The following is a 17088-nucleotide window of genomic DNA, read 5'->3' as shown; positions in this document are numbered from 1 at the left end:
GGCTCGTCAGCCCCAGTCGGCGACGAGCTGGTTGGCGGTGCGCAGCACGCTCGGCGAGACGAGCGCGGCGTGATCGGACGCGTCGAGCCCGGCCCCGCTCACCCGGAACGTCACCGACTCCCCCGGCAGCAGCGTGACCAGCTGGTCGTCGACGACGGCCGCCGGGTCGACCTTGTCGACGAGCAGCGTCAGGTCGCGCACGAGGTTCTCCGCGGTGACCGTCACCTCCGCCCCGCCGTCGACGGCGCGCACCGAGGTCGTCAGCCGCGCCGCCTCGAGCGCCGACTCCCGGTACTCCGCGAAGAACCAGAACGCGCGCTCCCCCGCGAGCTCGGCGACGAGCAGCTCGCCCGCGACATCGTCCGCGGCACCCACTCCGACGGGCACGGTGACGACGGACCGCGCGTCGAGCGACACCGCCTGCCGCTCCTCCGCGAGCACCGTGCCGTCGAAGCGCAGCCGGCGCACGACGAGTTCGCCCGCCCACGCGACGGCACTGTCGTTCACCGCGACGACCGCGAGCCCCTCGCCGCGCGGCTGCACGGTCAGCAGCCGGTCCGCGTAGACGTGCTTGAGCGCGTAGAGCAGCGGCTTCGCCGTCCCGTCGCCGTCGACCGCGGCCCAGGAGGTGACGGGCCAGCAGTCGTTCAGCTGCCAGACCACCGAGCCCATGCAGCGCGGGCTCTCGGAGCGCTGGTGCTCGATCGCCAGGGTGACGGCGAGCGCCTGGTTGAGCGACATCGCCCAGTGCCAGTCCTCGGTGTCGTCGGGCAGCGGGAGGTGCGCGACGAGTCCGTCGGTCAGCTTGTCGTTGCCGTCGGTCGCCTTCTGGTGGTGGATCATGCCGGGCGACTCGGGGGTCAGCGGCGAGTCCGAGATCGAGCGCTGGATCGTCGACCAGGAGGCCGGGCCCTGCCAGCCGAACTCGGCGACGAAGCGGGCGTGCACGTCGCGGTAGGCGGGGTAGTCGACCCGGTTCCACAGCTCCCAGAGGTGCACGGAGCCGTGGTCGACGTCGTTCGCGAAGATCGCGGTGTCGCCGGACCAGGGGCTGCCCGGCGTGTACGAGCGCTCGGGGTCGAGCTCGGCGACCAGGCGCGGCAGCAGGTCGAGGTAGTAGCCGAGGCCCCAGGTGCGGCCCTGCAGGCGCTTCTCCCAGCCCCACTCCTCGTAGCCCCAGATGTTCTCGTTGTTGCCGTTCCAGAGCGCGAGGCTCGGGTGCGGCATGATCCGCGTCACGTTGTCGCGCACCTCCGCCTCGACCTCGCTCCAGAGCGGCTCCTCCTCGGCGTAGGAGGCGCAGGCGAAGAGGAAGTCCTGCCAGACGAGGATGCCGCGCTCGTCGCAGAGCTCGTAGAAGTCGTCCGACTCGAAGTAGCCGCCGCCCCAGATCCGCAGCAGGTTCATGTTCGCGAACTCGGCCTGGTCCATCCGGCGGGCGAGGCGCGCGCGGTCCACCCGGGTGATGAAGGCGTCGTCGGGGATCCAGTTGGCGCCGCGGATCCAGACGGGCTCGCCGTTGACGACGAAGCGGAACGACGTGCCCTCCTCGTCGCGGTCCAGCTGCACCTCGATCGTGCGGAAGCCGATCCGCAGCGTCCGGCCGTCGACGACGGCGCCGCCGACGCGCGCCTCGACGTCCAGCAACGACAGCGGCTGCTCGCCGAAGCCGCGCGGCCACCACAGGGCCGCATCCTCCACGGAGAGCTCGAGCACCGCCGAGCGCTCCCCTACCGGCACGGTGACGGAGGCGGTCACGCCGTCGACGCTCGCCGTCAGCTCCACCTCGTCCTCCGTCGTCCGCTCGAGATCGACGTGCACGGCGACGCGGCCGGTCGTCCCGTCCACCGTCACGACCGGGCGGACCGCGGCGAGCCGCACCTCGCTCCAGGCGTGCAGCGAGACCGGCTTCCACATCCCGACCGAGGCCGCGTCGAGCCCCCAGTCCCAGCCGAAGTTGCAGGCGGCCTTCCGCAGCGCGTTGAAGGGGTGCGAGTAGGTGTGCGGGCGATAGCCGATCTCGAGGCTCGCCCGGTCGGCCTCCGCGATCGGCGAGGCGAAGCGGACGACGAGGTCGTTGTCGCCCTCCACCAGCAGGCCGTCGACGGCGAAGCGGTAGCTGCGGTGCTGGTTGCGGGTGCTCGCGACGACACTCCCGTTCAGCACGATCGTCGCGACCGTGTCCAGGCCCTCGAAGACCAGCTCGTGCCGGTCGTGCCCGTCGGGCGACCAGGCGAAGACGGAGGAGTACTCCCAGTCGGTCTCGCCGATCCAGGTGACCTTCTTCTCGTTCTGGTCGAGGTACGGGTCGGGGATGAGGCCCGCCGCGAGCAGGTCGGTGTGCACGAGTCCGGGGACGGTCGCCGGGACCGTCGCGCCCGCGATCTCCGCGGGGATCGGGCCGCGGAGCGCGCGCACGCTCCAGCCGTCGTGCAGGGGGCGGAGGGTGGCCGAGAGTCGCTCGGTGCTGGTGTGGGTCACTTGGTGGCTCCTGAGGTCAGTCCGTTGTAGATGAAGCGCTGGAGGAAGAGGAAGGCGATGAGCGTCGGGACGATGACGAGGATCGTGCCGGCGGCGATGACCTCCCACTGTGCTCCGAAGGGGCCCATGAAGCGGAAGAGCGAGGTCGAGATGACCCCGAGATCCTGCGAGGGCATGTAGAGGAAGGGGATGTAGAACTCGTTGTAGACCGCGATCCCCTTGATGATCACGACCGTGGCGATCGCCGGCTTCAGCAGCGGCAGCACGATCCGCCAGTAGACGGTGAAGCGGCTGGCGCCGTCGAGCATCGCCGCCTCGTCGAGCGAGACCGGGATCGACTGCATGAACTGCAGGAAGATGTAGATCGCGACGATGTCGGTGCCGGTGAAGAGCAGGATCGCCGACCAGCGGGTGTTGAAGAGGTCGAGGGCGTTGATCACCTGGAAGGTCGCGACCTGGGTCGTCACCGACGGCACGAGGGTCGCGAGCAGGAAGAGGCCCGTCACGAGCCGGCGCCCGCGGAAGCGGAAGCGGTCGATCGCGTAGGCGGCCATGGTGCCGATCAGGATCGTGCCCGCCACCGACACCAGCAGGATGATCCCGGTGTTGAGGAACCCGGTCACCATCCCGCCCTGACTGAAGGCGATCGCGAAGTTCTCGAGGTTGAACCAGTTGCTCGGCGGGACGAGCGGACCGGTGCTGCGGTACTCCGTCGACGTCTTGAAGGCGAGCATGAAGATCGTGACGATCGGCACCAGCGCGAACAGGCAGGCGACGATCAGCGACGTGTACTTGCCGATCGCGCCGAGCATCGAGCCGCGCCGGGGCCGGCGGGAGCCGCGCGGGGCGGGGGTCACGGGCAGGCCGGTGACGGCCTCCGCCCGGGGCTGCGTGGTGGTCATTCCTGGCCCGCCTTCTCGTCGGGGAACACGCGGCGCTGCACCGCGGTGATGATCAGCACGATCGCCAGCAGGACGACGGCCATCGCCGAGGCGAGGCCGACCTTCGAGTAGCGGAAGGCGGTGTCGACGGTCTGGATCACGAAGGTCTCCGACCCGTTGGCGCCGCCGGTCATGATGTACGGCATCTCGAACGCCGACAGGGCGCCCGCGATCGCGAGGATGAAGGACAGCCCGAGGATCCGCCGGATGCTCGGCACGATGATGTAGCGGAACTTGTCGAACGACGTCGCGCCGTCGATGTCCGCGGCCTCGTACTGCTCCTCCGGCACCGACTGGATCGCGCCGAGGAACAGCACGAAGTTCAGCCCCATGTAGCGCCAGACCGAGGTCGCCGCGAGCGAGACGTTGACGACGGACGGGTCGCCGAGCCACTGCGGGGTGTCCTGCACGCCGAAGGCGCCGAGCACCGCGTCCAAGGTGCCGTCGGGGCGGAAGAAGTAGAGGAACATCAGCCCGATCGCGACGCCGTTGATCAGGTACGGGAAGAAGATGACGCCCTTGAAGAAGTTGCGGAACCGGGTCTGGAAGCTGAGCAGCGTCGCGAAGAACAGCGCGAGCCCGAGCTGCGCGACGGCGCCCGCCAGGTAGAAGAGGCTGACGAAGAAGACCTGGAAGATCTCGGGCCGGGTGAAGATCTCGACGTAGTTCTCCAGGCCGACGAACGTCTTGTCCGGATCGAGGCCGTCCCAGTCGGTGACGCTGTACCAGAACATGTTCGCGACCGGGATGTAGGTCAGGACGACGAGGAACGCCAACGGCACGGCGAGGAACAGCCAGGGCGTGCTGCGGCGCCCGGTCAGCCGCTGGCGGCGGCCGGAGGGCCTGTCGCCGCGACGGCCGCCGCCGGCCCGCTTGCTCGCTCCGACCTCGAGGGGCGGAGCGTCGGTGATCGCCATGTCGATCCTTTCGGCATCCCGGGGAATGCGGTCGTGAGGGGGTGGGGAGGGGCGACCCGCGGGGTGGCGGGTCGCCCCCGGAGCGGAGGACCAGGCGGTCGCTACTCCGCGACGTCCGCGCGGGCCGCGGCCCAGCGCGAGTTCAGGTCGTCGAAGAGCGACTGCTTGTCGCCGTCGCCGGCGCCGCGGGCCGCGTCGATCAGCTTCTGGCGGTAGGAGTTGCCGAAGAGGTCGATCTCGGCCTCGTTGGCGATGTCGTTGATGACGGCCTCCTTGCCCACCGGGTCCGGAGCGAGCTCGAGGTAGGTCACGCCGAGCGCGTCGAAGTCGGCGAGGGTGTCGGGCGCCGGGTCCGAGATCACCGGGCTGATCGCGCCCTGGCTGGCGGCGAAGCCGGAGTCCTCGGTGAACCAGTCGATCCAGGCCCGGGCGGTCGCCTTGTTGTCGGAGTTCTTGTTGATCGCGAGGAACTTGTCCGAGGCGGTCACCGAGGTGAACGCGCCGTCCTGCGCCCACGGCATCGGCCAGAAGCCGATCGTGTCGCGCGGCTTCCCGGCCTTCTCGGCGGCGTCCTGCATCTGCGAGACGGCCCAGGAGCCGAGGACCATCGAGCCGATCTCGCCCTGGGCGAGGAGGTCCTTCGACTCCTCCCAGTTCGTGGTGGTCGGGTCGTCCTCGCTGAGGCCGGCGGCCACCGTGTCGTAGAGCAGACCGTCGATGTTGTACTGGTCGTTGCCCTCGGTCCAGGGCGCGTCGTCGGCGATCATCTCGGTGCGGACGTCCTCGCCCTGCACCGTGCCGAGGTTGCCCTCGATGGTCGCGAGCGGCCAGCCGTCCTTGTAGTTCGTGTAATAGGGAGTGACGCCGGTCGCCTTGATCGCCTCGAGGTCGGCCAGGTACTCCTCCTCCGTCTGCGGCGGGTCGGTGACACCGGCCGCGCTCCAGACGTCGCGGTTGAAGACGTAGCCCATCGCGGAGCCGAAGGTCGAGATGCCGTAGGCGGTGCCGTCGAACGAGCCCTCGTTCGTGAAGCGGTACTTCTCGGAGAGCTCGTCGGTCGAGCCGAGCGGCTCGAAGTAGTCCGCGTAGTCGTCCTTGGTGACGTTCGAGCTCGGGATGAGCAGCACGTCGCCGTAGTCCTTCGAGTTCAGGCGGATCTTGGTGTCGCCCTCGTAGTCGGTGAGCGCCTCGAACTTCACGGTGGTGCCGGGGTACTGCTCCTCGAAGGTCGAGGCGTAGTCGGCGAACGTGGTGTCGACGAGGTCGGTGCGGTTGGTCAGCACGGTGATCTCGCCGGCGGGCTCGCCGGAGTCATTGCTCGCGCCGGCGGAGCAGCCGGACAGCACGAGCGAGGCCGAGGCGGCGACGGCGGCGAGGCCGATCAGCGTGCTGCGGCGGGCGGGCGCCGGGCGGCGGGTGGTGGGTCGGTGCACAGGAGTTCTCCTCGGTGGGCCGTCGCCGCCTTCGGCGACGGGAGGTGGTGGTGGGAACGGAGGGGTGGTGCGGGGGTGGTGCGGGCTGCGGCTCGCGGCTAGTGGCGGCCGAGCCACCACTGCCAGAGGCTCGGCAGGTACTTCTTCACCAGCGACTCGAGCCACGAGGGCACGGAGGGCGCGGGGGCCGGAGTGGGCGACGGGGTCGCGGTGGGCGGGGTGGTGGGGGTGGCCGTGGGCGTCGCGGTCGGCGTCGCGGTGGGCGTGGCCGTCGGAGTCGCGGTGGGCGTCGGCGTCGCGGTGGGCGGAGCGGTCGGAGTGGGCGTCGGCGTCGGCGTGGTCCCCTCCGCCACCACGGTCTCCACGTCGTCGAGCACCAGCGAGCCCGCGCCCGAGCCGTTCACGTACAGCGCGTACTGCGTGACCGAGGTGAGGTCGAGGTCGGCCTGCGGCGCCCAGGCGGGCGGCGCGAAGTCCTCGAACGGGATCTCGATCCGCTGCACGCCGTCGGCGGACGGGGTGACCGTCGCCTCCCAGTACGCGCCGTTCGCGACGAACTGCACCGCGAGCGGCACCGCCCGGTCAGCGTCGACCGTGAGCGACAGTCCGGAGTAGCCCCACCAGTTCTGCGCGGCGTCGAAGGTCCGCACCGTTCCGGCGTAACCGGCCGTGCCGGTGTCGTAGTCGAAGCGGGCGGCGTTCGTGTCGTTCGCGGGGCTCGGCACCAGCGTCGGCGTGATGGTGCCGCCGCCGGTGTTCCGGACGTAGGCGGCCTGCAAAGCGGCGTCGGCGGCGTAGCCGTCGAAGTCCTCGACCACGACCGGCTCGGTCGGCAGCGCCGCCGTGCTGAAGGTCCGCGTCGCCGACGCCGTGGCGCCGAGCCCGTTCACCGCGGAGACCTGCCAGTAGTACGTCGTCTCCGGGTCGAGCTCGACCGGGGGCCGGTAGCTCGTGGCCGAGAGCCCGGTGGCGGAGACCAGCGGATCCGCGAGGTCGCTCGAGGTGGAGAGGACGAAGCGGTAGTACGCGGCGTCCGCGGCCGGCTCCCAGGAGAAGGTCGGCGTCGCGGTGACGTCCGCCGTGCCGTCGGCGGGCGCCCCGAGCGCGGGGGCCGCGGGCAGACCGAACGGCGCGGCGTTCGGGGAGGAGAGGCTCACCGATCCGATCTGCGGCGTCCACACCTCGCCCGCGCCCTGCGGCCAGGAGATCCGGAGCCGGTTCACGCCGGTCAGGTCGCGGACCGAGTAGGTGTACTCGCGCCAGTTCCCGGTGCCGCCGCGCGTCTCGACGGCGAGCGGCGTCCAGGTGGTGCCGTCCGCCGATCCCTCGACCGTGAGCGGGACGACCGGCTGGTCGGGCCAGTACCAGGCGGTGATGTCGGCGCCGCTGATGTCGTCGAAGGCGTACTCGAGGCTCGCCGGGTCGGCGCTGTCGCGCTTGACCCGGGAGGCGTCGCCGCCGAAGAGCGCCGGGTTGCCGGTGTCGAAGGAGAGGCTGCCGGTGTGGGCCGCCGTCCGGGAGAAGTCGTCCAGCGGGTCGACGAGCGCGACCTGCGCTGCGGCGCTCGTGATCGTCGCCCGCTGCAGCACGCCGGTGCTCCAGCTGACGCGCACCCGGTCGCCGGAGAGGCCGGTCGCGGCGACGACGCTCGCGCCGTCGCGCTCGGTGGTCGTGGTGGCGGCCTCGGTCCAGGTCGCGCCGTCGCTGCTCGTCGCCACGGTGACCGCGGACGGGTCCGAGACGACGAACTCCGCCGCGCCGATCCCGTCGCGCTGCCAGGTGACGCTCGCGGCGCCGGTCGCGGTGACGACACCGCCGGCGGGAGTCGGGGTGATCTCCGCGTTCTCGTGGCCGGCGGTCAGCAGCCAGCTCTGCAGCGGGTCGACCAGCACGGCACCGCCGGCAGCGGCGGCGACCGCGTCGGAGGCGGGACCGCGCTGGTCGTCGTCGCCCACCGGCACGACGCGGTAGCGCGCGCCGGCCGGGGAGTCGTAGTCGGTGACGGGCGAGGCCGACGCCGAGACGGCTCCGTCCGTGACGTCGCTCCACTCGCCGCCGGTCGAGCGCTGCACCAGGTAGCCGGTGGCGCCCGCGGTGCCGCGCCAGGAGACCTCGTTGATCCCGTAGTCCTGCTCGATCGCGGTGATCAGCGGGGCGCCGAGCTCGAGCTCGCCGGGCGTGCTGCCCGTCGCGGTGCCGTACTGCTCGATCGCGTCGACGCTCTCCTGCTCGCGCGGGGTCTCGCCCGGGTAGTGCAGGGTGAAGCCGTCGTCGTGCGGCACGAAGCCGCCGCGGTCGTTGTTGCCGAAGAGCGACCAGAAGAAGGTGCCCGAGACGTTCGGGTCGGCCGCGGCCGCGCCGAGGAGGTCCTCGCTCGCGGCCGTCGAGGCGTACTCGCCGGCGATGTAGACCTTGTCCGCGCCGGCGACCGTCGCGGCGTCGGCCGAGACGCGCTCGGCGGTCGGCGGGTAGTAGTGCACGTCGACGATGTCGAGGTCGGGCGCCGCGAGGGTGTCCGGGTCGATGTCGAAGCGGCGGCCGGCGGCGACGAGCTGCTCGGGCGCCTGCTCCTTGATGTGGGCGACCTGCGCGTTGATCCAGTCGAGGGTCATCCCCTCGAGCTCGTTGCCCAGCTCCCAGGCCATGATCGTCGGGTCGTCGACGAAGCGCGTCCCGGTGATCGTGTTCGTATGGCCGAGGATCACGTCGACGTAGTCCTGGTACGCGGCGATCGCGGCCGGGTCGGAGTAGAAGTCGGCCGACTCCAGCCCGAGCGGGGTCGTGAAGTCGCGGTGACCGCCGTGGTAGTACGCCCACTCGTCGGTGAGGGGCAGCACCAGGCGGATGCCGAGGGTGCCCGCGTAGGCGACGGCGAAGTCGATGGTGCGGAACGCCTCCTCGTTGTACTCGCCGAGGCGCGGCATCAGGGCCAGCGGGTCCTCGTCGTTCTGGCCGGTCGAGGTCATCATGTGCGAGCGGACGACGGTGACGCCCAGCTGCGCCGCGGTGTCGAGGGCGTCCTTGATCCGGAAGTAGGTGGGGTAGTCGACGCCGCCGACGTTCTCGTCGAGGCCGAGCCAGTAGATGTTGGTGCCGCTCGCGCGGAACCGCTCGCCGTCGAGGGTCAGGGCGCTGCCGTCGCGCTGCACGAACGCGGTGTTCTCACTCGTCCAGTCGGCGGCGGTCGCCGCTGCCGAGGCAGTCGGTACCGCGGCCGGCGCGAGGACGACCAGCGAGCCGGCCGTGACGGCCAGCAGGGCGGCTCCGGCGAGTGAGCGGCGCAGGGGGACCCGCGAGAACGCGGAGGGGGTGCGGTGGGCACGTGTCATGGGTTAGCCAGGCTCCTTCGACCGGTGACGTGTCTCGGCGCCGCAGCTGATCGGGAGTCGATCACCGCGGCGACGTGCCCAGAGTCGCTGATGCTCCTGCCCCGCGTCAAGTACAAAGATTAATAATTTATGTAAAGATCGGGCATGGCGAAACAGCGTCGACGCGACCGTCCCCGAGACTCAGGCTCCGTGGGACCCGGGCTGCGCCGGTGCGCTCGTCGTGCCGCGCGCCACCACCACGACCGGCGGGCTGGCGATCGATCCGCTCGCCGACTCGGCGATCTCGCTCAGCAGCTCCTGGCCGGTCAGCATGCCGATCACCTGCACGTCGTGCGAGACCGCCGAGAGCGGCGGCTCGCTCAGCTGGCACTGCGCGGAGTCGTCCCAGGCCAGCAGCGACGTCGCGCCCGGCACGTCGAGGCCGAGCTGCCGAGCCGCGTCGAGCGCGCCGATCGCCATCAGGTCGCTGTCCAGGATCACCGCGGTCGCCGGCTGCGACTCCTCCGCCAGCGAGCGCAACGCCCGCCCGCCGGATTCGCGCGAGTAGTCGCCCGAGCGCTCGACCGCCTCGAGGCCCCGCTCCGCGCACTCCCGGAGGAAGCACTCGCGCCGGATCCGGGTGTGCAGCAGCTCCTCCGGCCCGCCGACGTGCGCGATCCGCTCGTGGCCGAGGTCGGCGAGGAACTGCACCGCGTCGCGCATCGCGTCGTCGTCGTTCGTCCAGACTGCGCGCAGCTCGCGCGCCGCGGAGGGCGGGCCGACGATCACCGCGGGCAGCCCGAGCTCGCGCACCAGCGCCGGCCGCGGGTCGTCCACCTCGAGGTCGACGAGCACCACGCCGTCGACCTCGCCGTCGCGGGCCCAGCGCCGGTAGGTCTCGATCTCCGCGTCGCGGTCGGGCAGCACGTTGAGCAGCACCGAGTGCCCGGCCGGGCGGACCGCGTGCTCCACCCCCGCGATGAACTCGTGGAAGTACGGCTCGGCGCCCATGATCTCGGTGGCGCGGACGAGGGCGAGCCCGAGGGGCCGCGGCGGTCTCGGATCGGTCATGGCGGCTCTCTCTCGGACGGGCGGTACCAGCGTAGGCGCGGGCGCGGGCCGCGGCGCCCGGTCCCGTACGCTGGCGGTCGAGCGGTGAGGAGCAGGCATGGCGCGTCGTGAGGCGACCCCCGCGGCCCCGGGCAGCCGCGCCCTCGTCGTCGACCTGATCCGCTCCTCCGGGCCGATCAGCCGCGTCGAGCTCACCTCGGCGACCGGCCTGACCCAGCCGTCGATCTCGCTGATCGTGCGGAAGCTGCTGACCGACGGCATCGTCCGCGAGACCGGATCCACGGCCAGCGGCGGCAAGCCGCGGCAGATGCTCGAGATCAACACCCGGGCGCGGATCGGCGTCGGCGTCCAGCTCGGCTTCGAGTCGATCACCTTCGTGGCGACCGACGCCGGCGGCGGCGTGCTCGCGCGCCAGCAGATCCGCGGCGCGGCGCTCGCGGCCCCGGAGGAGGTCACCCGGCGGATCGTCGACGGCTACGCCGCGTTCGTCCGCGGCACCGGACTCGACCGCCGCACCATCGCCGGCGTCGCGGTCGTCGCCCCCGGCCCGATCGACCAGGCCGCCGGCCGCATCCTCGGCCCGCCCACCCTGCAGGGCTGGCGCGACTTCCCGCTGCGCGAGGAGCTCGGCGCCGGCTTCGGCATCCCGATCCTGCTCGACAACGACGCGGCCGCCGCCGCCATCGGCGAGTTCTGGAGCCGCGGCGTCTCGCGCCACGAGACCTTCGGCAGCATCTACATCGGCACCGGGATCGGCGCCGGCATCGTCCTCGACGGCGCGCTCTTCCGCGGCGCGAGCTCCAACGCCGCAGAGATCGGCCACATCACCATCGCGCCGGGCGGCCGCGAGTGCTTCTGCGGCAACATCGGCTGCCTCGAGCGCTACGCGGCGCCCTCCGTCGTGGTCGAGGACGCGGGAGCGCACCGCGGCTCGTTCGCCGACCTCGACCTCACCTTCGAGGTCGAGCAGAACGCCCGCGACTTCGACGTGCTGAGCCTCGCCGCGATCAACGGCCACCCCGCCGCGGAGGCGCTGCTGCAGCGATCCGCCGGGCACCTCGCCGACGGCGCCGTCACCCTCGCCAACCTCTTCGACCTCGACGCGCTCGTCCTCACCGGTCCCGGTGTCGCGATCGCCGGCTCGATCTACACACGGGCGCTGCGCTCCCGGCTGGAGGCCCGTCGCTTCGCCCGCCGCGCGCACCCGATCAGCGTCGAGCTGTCGGCGAACCCGCGCGACGCCGCGGCGATCGGCGCCTCCTCGCTCGTGCTGCAGAGCACGCTCTCGCCCGGCCACGGGCCCGTGCTGCACCAGCCGGCATGACCGAGGTCGTCACTCCGGGCGGTTCGGTGCGCGGCCGGGTGATCGAGACGCCGGACGGCGCGGCGCACTCCTTCCTCGGCGTGCCGTACCTGCGGGTGGCCGAGCGCTTCCGGCCCGGGGTGGCGGTGGAGCCGTGGGCGGGGATGCGTCCGGCTGTCTCGCGCGGGCCGATCGCGCCGCAGCCGTTCACCGACGCGCCCGTCTCCGAGCGGGACTCCCTGCACCTGAACATCTGGACGCCCGATCCCGCCGCCCGCGACCTGCCGGTCTTCGTCTGGGTGCACGGCGGCCTGCACATCGTCGGGTCGAACGCGGAGCCGCTCTCCGACGGCGCGCGCCTCGCCGCCGCAGGCCGGATGGTCGTCGTCTCCGTCAACCACCGCCTCGGCGCCCTCGGCTTCCTGACCCTGGAGCACCTGCTCGGCGCGGAGTACGCCGACTCCGCGAACCTCGCCCTGCTGGATGTCATCGGCGCGCTCCGCTGGGTGCGCTCGGGCATCGCGGCGTTCGGCGGGGACGCGTCGCGGGTGACGCTCGCGGGCCAGTCCGCGGGCGCGGTGCTCGTCTCGGCGCTGCTCGCCGCGCCCGCTGCCGCCGGGCTCTTCCAGCGGGCCGTGCTGCAGAGCGGGAACCCGGAGCGGATCGGCTCGCGGGACTTCGGCGAGGGCGTCACCGCCGAGCTGCTCGCGCTCCTGGGTCTGTCGCACGATCCGTCGCGGCTCCTCACGCTGCCGTGGGAGGACGTGGTCGGCGCCCAGCAGCGGCTGATCGAGCGGCGCTCGGCCGGCCATCCGAACCCGACGCCCGCCTTCCGCCCGAGCCTCGACGGCCGCGTGCTGCCCGCAGCGCCGGTGGATGCGGTCGCCGCCGGAGCCTCCTCGACGGTGGATCTGATCGTCGGCACGAACGTGAACGAGGGCTCCGGCTTCGTCGATCCCGGCGGTCCGGATCCGTCGCCGGACCTCCTCGAGCGCGAACTGACGCTGCTCCTGCCGCACTGGCCCGCGTCCCGCGGCCGCCGGACGGAGGCGTTCGCCGCCGCCCTCCGCGCCGACCTCGGCCGCGAGGTGTCCGGCGCCGAGCTGCTCGAGGCCTGCCTCGCCGAGACGATCTACCGGCAGCCCTGCCAGCGCCTCCTCGACGCCCGCGCCGGCGCGACCGGCTCCACCCGCGCCTACCTCTTCACCTGGGAGCAGCCCGCCGCCGTCGGAACCCGTCGCGCCGGCCACTCCCTCGAGCTGCCGTTCCTCTTCCGCACCCTCGACTCCGAGCCGGCCCGCACCGAGGTCGGCGACGCCGCCCCCGCGTCCCTCCGCGACACCCTCACCCGCTACTGGTCCGCCTTCGCCGCCACCGGCGCACCCGGCCCCGACTGGCCCGAGTACGGCGCCGCCCGCACGACCCTCCTCCTCGCGGAGTCCCCCCGCGTCGCCCACGCCCCCCGCGACGCCGTCCGCCGCCTGGCCGCGTCGTCCCGCCCGCCGACCCCCTGACCCCGCCCCTCCCCGCGCCCACCCTCCAGAAGTCGTCGTACCGGAGCACCCGCCACGACAACTCCTGCGGAGTTGAAGCGCCGCTACTCCACCGTGTCGATCACGTCGATCCGCCAGCGGCCGTCGAAGACGAGGCCGATCCGCACGCGGTGGATCAGATCCTTCTCCTCGGTGCTGCGGAACGTCTCCTTGCCGTTGGCGAGGATGCGGATGCCCGTCGTGTCCAGGAGCGCCCCGACGACGGCGTCGGAGCTCGAGTACGACAGCAGTTCCACCTCGGAGACGACCATGCTCCCGACCTGCCTGACCTTGCCCCGCGAGTACCAGCGCGCATCCGAGTCGAGACCCGGAAGCCCCTTCTCGGTCATCGCGCTCGCCAGCTCCTCCGGAATGCTCCGCGTGTAGCCCCGCTGGGCCCATTCGTCGTAGGCGTTCACGAAGGCCCACACGGCCTCGACCGGTCCGACGTCCTCGGCGCACACAGCTCCGTCCCTCCTCTTCCCCTCCTCGGCGAGGAGACGTGACGAGGGTGCCGCACTCCCAGAACGAGCCGCCGACGCAGGCGCGGAATCCTCGCTGAGGGCTCGGAGCAGAGATCACCTCGTGAGCGGGAAACTCCATGCTGACCAGGAGAGGTCACCTCGTCAGTGCGGGGAACTCCATGTCGACCAGGAAAGGCCACCTCGTCAGAGCGGGGAACTCCATGCTGATCGAGTAGCCCGCACAGCGGGCGTATCGAGATCCACCACCGTCAGAACAGGAGTCTGCAGACCCGCCCTCCTGGCGGCGCCGGGTCTCGATACGCCGCTGAGCGGCTACTCGACCAGCATGCGGCGGGCGGCTGACGGAAGGGCGACGCAGCCTCCGGCTGCTCCCCTCTCCTGCTGATCGAGTAGCCCGCGCAGCGGGCGTATCGAGATCCACGTGCATCAGAACAGGAGTCTGCAGACCCGCCCTGCGGACGACGGCGGGTCTCGATACGCCGCTGCGCGGCTACTCGACCAGCATGAACGGAACGCCGCCGCGCCCCTTGCCTCACATCCATGCTGATCGAGTAGCCCGCGCAGCGGGCGTATCGAGATCCCCGTGCACGAACATGAAGGGGACGCCGCCCCGCGCCTCACGCCAGCCCCGCGCCGCCGATCGCCAGCGACACGATCACCGTGAGCACCGTCGTCCACAGCACGATCGCGACCGCCTGCCAGAGCAGGACGCGGCCCTTCGCGACGCCGGCGCCGGCGAGCATCACCGCGGTGAAGTGGGTCGGCAGCAGCAGCGGGCCGAGCAGGCTCACCCCGGGGACGCCGTAGCGGGTGAACGCGCGCTGGAACTTCTCGCGGCGGGCGGTGGCGCGCTTCCGCGGCTTCCGACCGGTGATCGCCGAGCGGACGCCCGCGCCGAGCAGCACGAGCAGCGCCACGCAGAGGAAGTTGCCCGCGGCGGCCGACACCGCGGCGACGACCGGGTGGATCCCGCCGATGATGCCGATCGTCGCGGCCCCTTCGCCCTCGATGAACGGCACGGCTCCGGCGAGCGCCACCACGAGCGGCTGGACGAGGTCGGGGACGTCCTGGATGAGGCCCTGGAATCCGAGGATCGCGTCGCTGACGATGGTCGACATGGCGGTGTCTCCTTCTAGCTGAGCGGCGAGGCCGCTGCCCCGTCGATCGGGACGAGTCCATCCCAGCCCGCCGCAGGGGGTGCCCGGCAGTGCCCTCCCGTCACCGCCGGTCGGGAGGAACGGCCGCCGGAGGGGTGACAACTGTCATGGTCGTAGCCTGGGCCGCATGCCGACCGCGCTGCTCCCTTCCGCCGAGACGACCGCCGCTCCGCCCTCGGGCAAGGGCGTCGCCGCGACCTGGTGGTACACGCTGCTCTCGGCCGGCTCGTTCGTGCTCGCGGTGCTGTTCGTCTGGCTGGTGCCGCTCCTGGTCGGCGACCCGTCGCCGTGGCGGGTGGTCGGCTACCTCCTCGGCGCCGCGGTCTGGGCGGCGGTCTTCACCGTCTCCGCACAGCGCTACCGCCGGGCCGACCGGGACGCCCCGGCGCGCGTCGGCCCCCGCGCCCTCGGACTCCAGGCCCTCGGCCTGGCCGGCGCCGCGGCGACCGGGCTGGCGGCGGGCAGCACCACCCTGCCGCTCTCGCTCGCCTTCGTGCTCGTCGTGCTGCTGCCGTGGCCGCGCGGGATCCGCTGGCGGGTCACCACGTTCCTCACCGTGCTGCTCGCCGTCAGCGCATGGCTCGAGCACGACCAGGCGATCGGCACCACGCCGCTCTCGCTCGCACCGGGTGCCGCGCCGGTCCTGTTCGCGTTCGCGGCCGCGCTGCCCCTCGCGATCGTCAGCATGCTCTGGTGGTGGGACATCGTCCGCGAGCTCGACCGCGCGCGGGTGGCGGAGGGCCGCCTCGCGGCCGCGCAGGAGCGGCTGATCCTCGCCGGCGACGTGCACGATCTGCAGGGGCACCATCTGCAGGTGATCGCCCTGCAGCTCGAGCTCGCCGAGCGGCTGCTCCGCGACGATCCGGACGGCGCCCTGGAGCAGCTCCGCGCCGCTCAGCGCTCGGTCGACGGCGCCCGCACCGGCACTCGCGAGCTGGCGACCCGCTTCCGCAGCGTCTCGCTCGCCGACGAGCTCGCCAACGCCGCCGACCTGCTCCGCTCGGCGGGTCTGCGGGTCGAGCTGGCCGTCGATCCCGACGCCGACCGCGCCCCTGCCGACGTTCTGGGGCCGGTCGTCCGCGAGAGCACGACCAACATCCTCAAGCACGGCGGCGGCGAGTCGGCCCGGCTGCGGCTGGCGCGCGAGGCGGAGTCGTGGCGGTTCCAGGCCGTGAACGACGTGCCGGAGGGGGCCGAGGCGGAGGGCATCGAGGCCGGCACCGGCTCCGGCGTCCTCGGCATGACCGAGCGGATCGAGCGGGCCGGCGGCACCCTCAGCACCCGCACCGCGCGCCGCTCCTTCGAGCTCGACGCGCGCCTGCCCGGCGGTGCCGCGTGATCCGGGTGCTCCTCGCCGACGACGAGGACATGATCCGCACCGCCCTCGCCGCTCTGCTCCGGCTGGAGCCCGACCTCGAGATCGTCGGCGAGTGCCGCGACGGAGCGGAGGCGGTCGCCGAGGCCGTGCGCCTCGAGCCCGACGTCTGCCTCTTCGACGTCGAGATGCCCGGCATGGACGGCATCGAGGCGGCGGAGCGACTGCGCCGCGTCTCGGCCACCCGCGTCATCGTGGTCACCCGGCACGCCCGGCCCGGCGTGCTGCGCCGCGCGCTGGCCGTCGGGGTCAGCGGCTTCCTGCCCAAGTCGCGGCGGGTCGAGGACGTGGCGGAGGTGATCCGCCAGGTCGCCGCCGGCCGCCGCTACGTGGATCCCGAGATCGCCGCGGACGCCCTCGCGACCACGCGCAGCCCGCTCACCGACCGCGAGCTGGACGTGCTGAGCGCCGGCTCCCGCGGCGAGACCACGGGTGAGATCGGCAGGGCCCTGCACCTGTCCGCCGGCACGGTGCGCAACCACGTCTCGTCGATCCTGCGCAAGCTCGACGTCGACACCCGCCAGCGCGCCGTCATCGAGGCCCGCGAGAACGGCTGGATCTAGTGGGGAGTCCCTGGTGATCGAGCAGCCCGCGAAGCGGTCGTATCGAGCGGAGGGTGCGCCTTCGGCGCCAGCGCAGGGCGGGGAAGAGACCGACGTTCCTGCGGTGGTGGGTCTCGATACGCCCCTGCGGGGCTACTCGACCAGCATGTTCTGCGGGCGTCTCTTCCCAGTAGATCCACCAGCGTCAGAACAAGAGCCTGCAAACCCGCCCTTCTGGTGACGGCGGGTCTCGATACGCCCCTGCGGGCTACTCGACCAGCATGTGTGCGGGCATCCCTTCCCAGTAGACCCACCGGCGTCCAGAGCTGAATCGTCATACCCGCCCTGCTGATGACGGCGGTTCTCCTAGGACGCCTGACCCTGCGGCGGTGAGGAGTCCATGGTGATCGAGTAGCCCTCGCGGAGGGCGTATCGAGATCCCCCAGCGTCAGCAGAGCGAGTCTGCAGACCCGCCCCTCTGGTGGCACCGGGTCTCGATACGCCCCTGCGGGGCTACTCGACCAGCATGAAGGGGCGCGGCGC

General features: G+C 72.3%; 12 protein-coding genes. 4 read left to right on the top strand and 8 right to left on the bottom strand.

All coding sequences use genetic code 11. From position 1 onward, the window contains the following. Nucleotides 1–6: 6 nt before the first annotated feature. The 6 genes from HQQ86_RS14865 to HQQ86_RS14840 form a co-directional block, all read right to left on the bottom strand. Complete coding sequence (locus HQQ86_RS14865) at nt 7–2481, bottom strand: glycoside hydrolase family 2 protein (RefSeq protein WP_173289035.1); 2475 nt, start codon at nt 2479–2481, stop codon at nt 7–9. Then, a complete protein-coding gene (locus HQQ86_RS14860) occupies nt 2478–3293 on the bottom strand; it encodes a carbohydrate ABC transporter permease (protein WP_208544897.1) in 816 nt (271 codons plus the stop codon). The genes HQQ86_RS14865 and HQQ86_RS14860 overlap by 4 nt, the downstream gene beginning before the upstream one ends. Nucleotides 3294–3379: 86 nt before the next feature. Next, nucleotides 3380–4339, bottom strand: a complete 960-nt coding sequence (locus tag HQQ86_RS14855) for a carbohydrate ABC transporter permease (RefSeq protein WP_123731482.1) — start codon at nt 4337–4339, stop codon at nt 3380–3382. Nucleotides 4340–4440: 101 nt separating this feature from the next. Continuing rightward, nucleotides 4441–5772, bottom strand: coding sequence for an ABC transporter substrate-binding protein (locus HQQ86_RS14850; RefSeq protein ID WP_367948671.1), 1332 nt, complete (start codon nt 5770–5772; stop codon nt 4441–4443). Between the two features lie 98 nt (nt 5773–5870). After that, nucleotides 5871–9101 carry a carbohydrate binding domain-containing protein gene (locus tag HQQ86_RS14845; protein WP_173289033.1) on the bottom strand — a complete coding sequence of 1077 codons (3231 nt, stop codon included), beginning with the start codon at nt 9099–9101 and terminating at the stop codon, nt 5871–5873. A gap of 180 nt (nt 9102–9281) precedes the next feature. Further along, nucleotides 9282–10151, bottom strand: coding sequence for a LacI family DNA-binding transcriptional regulator (locus HQQ86_RS14840; protein ID WP_173289032.1), 870 nt, complete (start codon nt 10149–10151; stop codon nt 9282–9284). Nucleotides 10152–10248: 97 nt separating this feature from the next. Here HQQ86_RS14840 and HQQ86_RS14835 point away from each other — a divergent pair, with 97 nt between their 5' ends. Next, complete coding sequence (locus tag HQQ86_RS14835) at nt 10249–11475, top strand: ROK family transcriptional regulator (RefSeq protein WP_173289031.1); 1227 nt, start codon at nt 10249–10251, stop codon at nt 11473–11475. Beyond that, a complete protein-coding gene (locus HQQ86_RS14830; protein WP_173289030.1) occupies nt 11472–12968 on the top strand; it encodes a carboxylesterase/lipase family protein in 1497 nt (498 codons plus the stop codon). The genes HQQ86_RS14835 and HQQ86_RS14830 overlap by 4 nt, the downstream gene beginning before the upstream one ends. 83 nt (nt 12969–13051) lie before the next feature. Here HQQ86_RS14830 and HQQ86_RS14825 read toward each other — a convergent pair whose 3' ends face one another. Beyond that, nucleotides 13052–13450, bottom strand: coding sequence for a hypothetical protein (locus tag HQQ86_RS14825; protein WP_173289029.1), 399 nt, complete (start codon nt 13448–13450; stop codon nt 13052–13054). 638 nt (nt 13451–14088) lie between these two features. Then, nucleotides 14089–14589, bottom strand: a complete 501-nt coding sequence (locus HQQ86_RS14820; RefSeq protein WP_173289028.1) for a small multidrug efflux protein — start codon at nt 14587–14589, stop codon at nt 14089–14091. Nucleotides 14590–14755: 166 nt separating this feature from the next. On the opposite strand from HQQ86_RS14820, the gene HQQ86_RS20960 reads away from it, so the two are divergent. Beyond that, entirely contained in the window at nt 14756–15967 is a 1212-nt protein-coding gene (locus HQQ86_RS20960; protein WP_216845551.1) for a sensor histidine kinase, read from the top strand. Then, on the top strand, nt 15964–16566 hold the full coding sequence (locus HQQ86_RS14810) for a response regulator transcription factor (protein WP_173289027.1): 603 nt from the start codon (nt 15964–15966) through the stop codon (nt 16564–16566). The genes HQQ86_RS20960 and HQQ86_RS14810 overlap by 4 nt, the downstream gene beginning before the upstream one ends. The last annotated feature ends 522 nt before the right edge of the window (nt 16567–17088 follow it).

The organism is Rathayibacter sp. VKM Ac-2857, from assembly GCF_013205025.1.
Classification (GTDB): domain Bacteria; phylum Actinomycetota; class Actinomycetes; order Actinomycetales; family Microbacteriaceae; genus Rathayibacter.
Note: the sequence above shows the minus strand (reverse complement) of the source record. Positions and strands in the feature narration are given on the sequence as shown.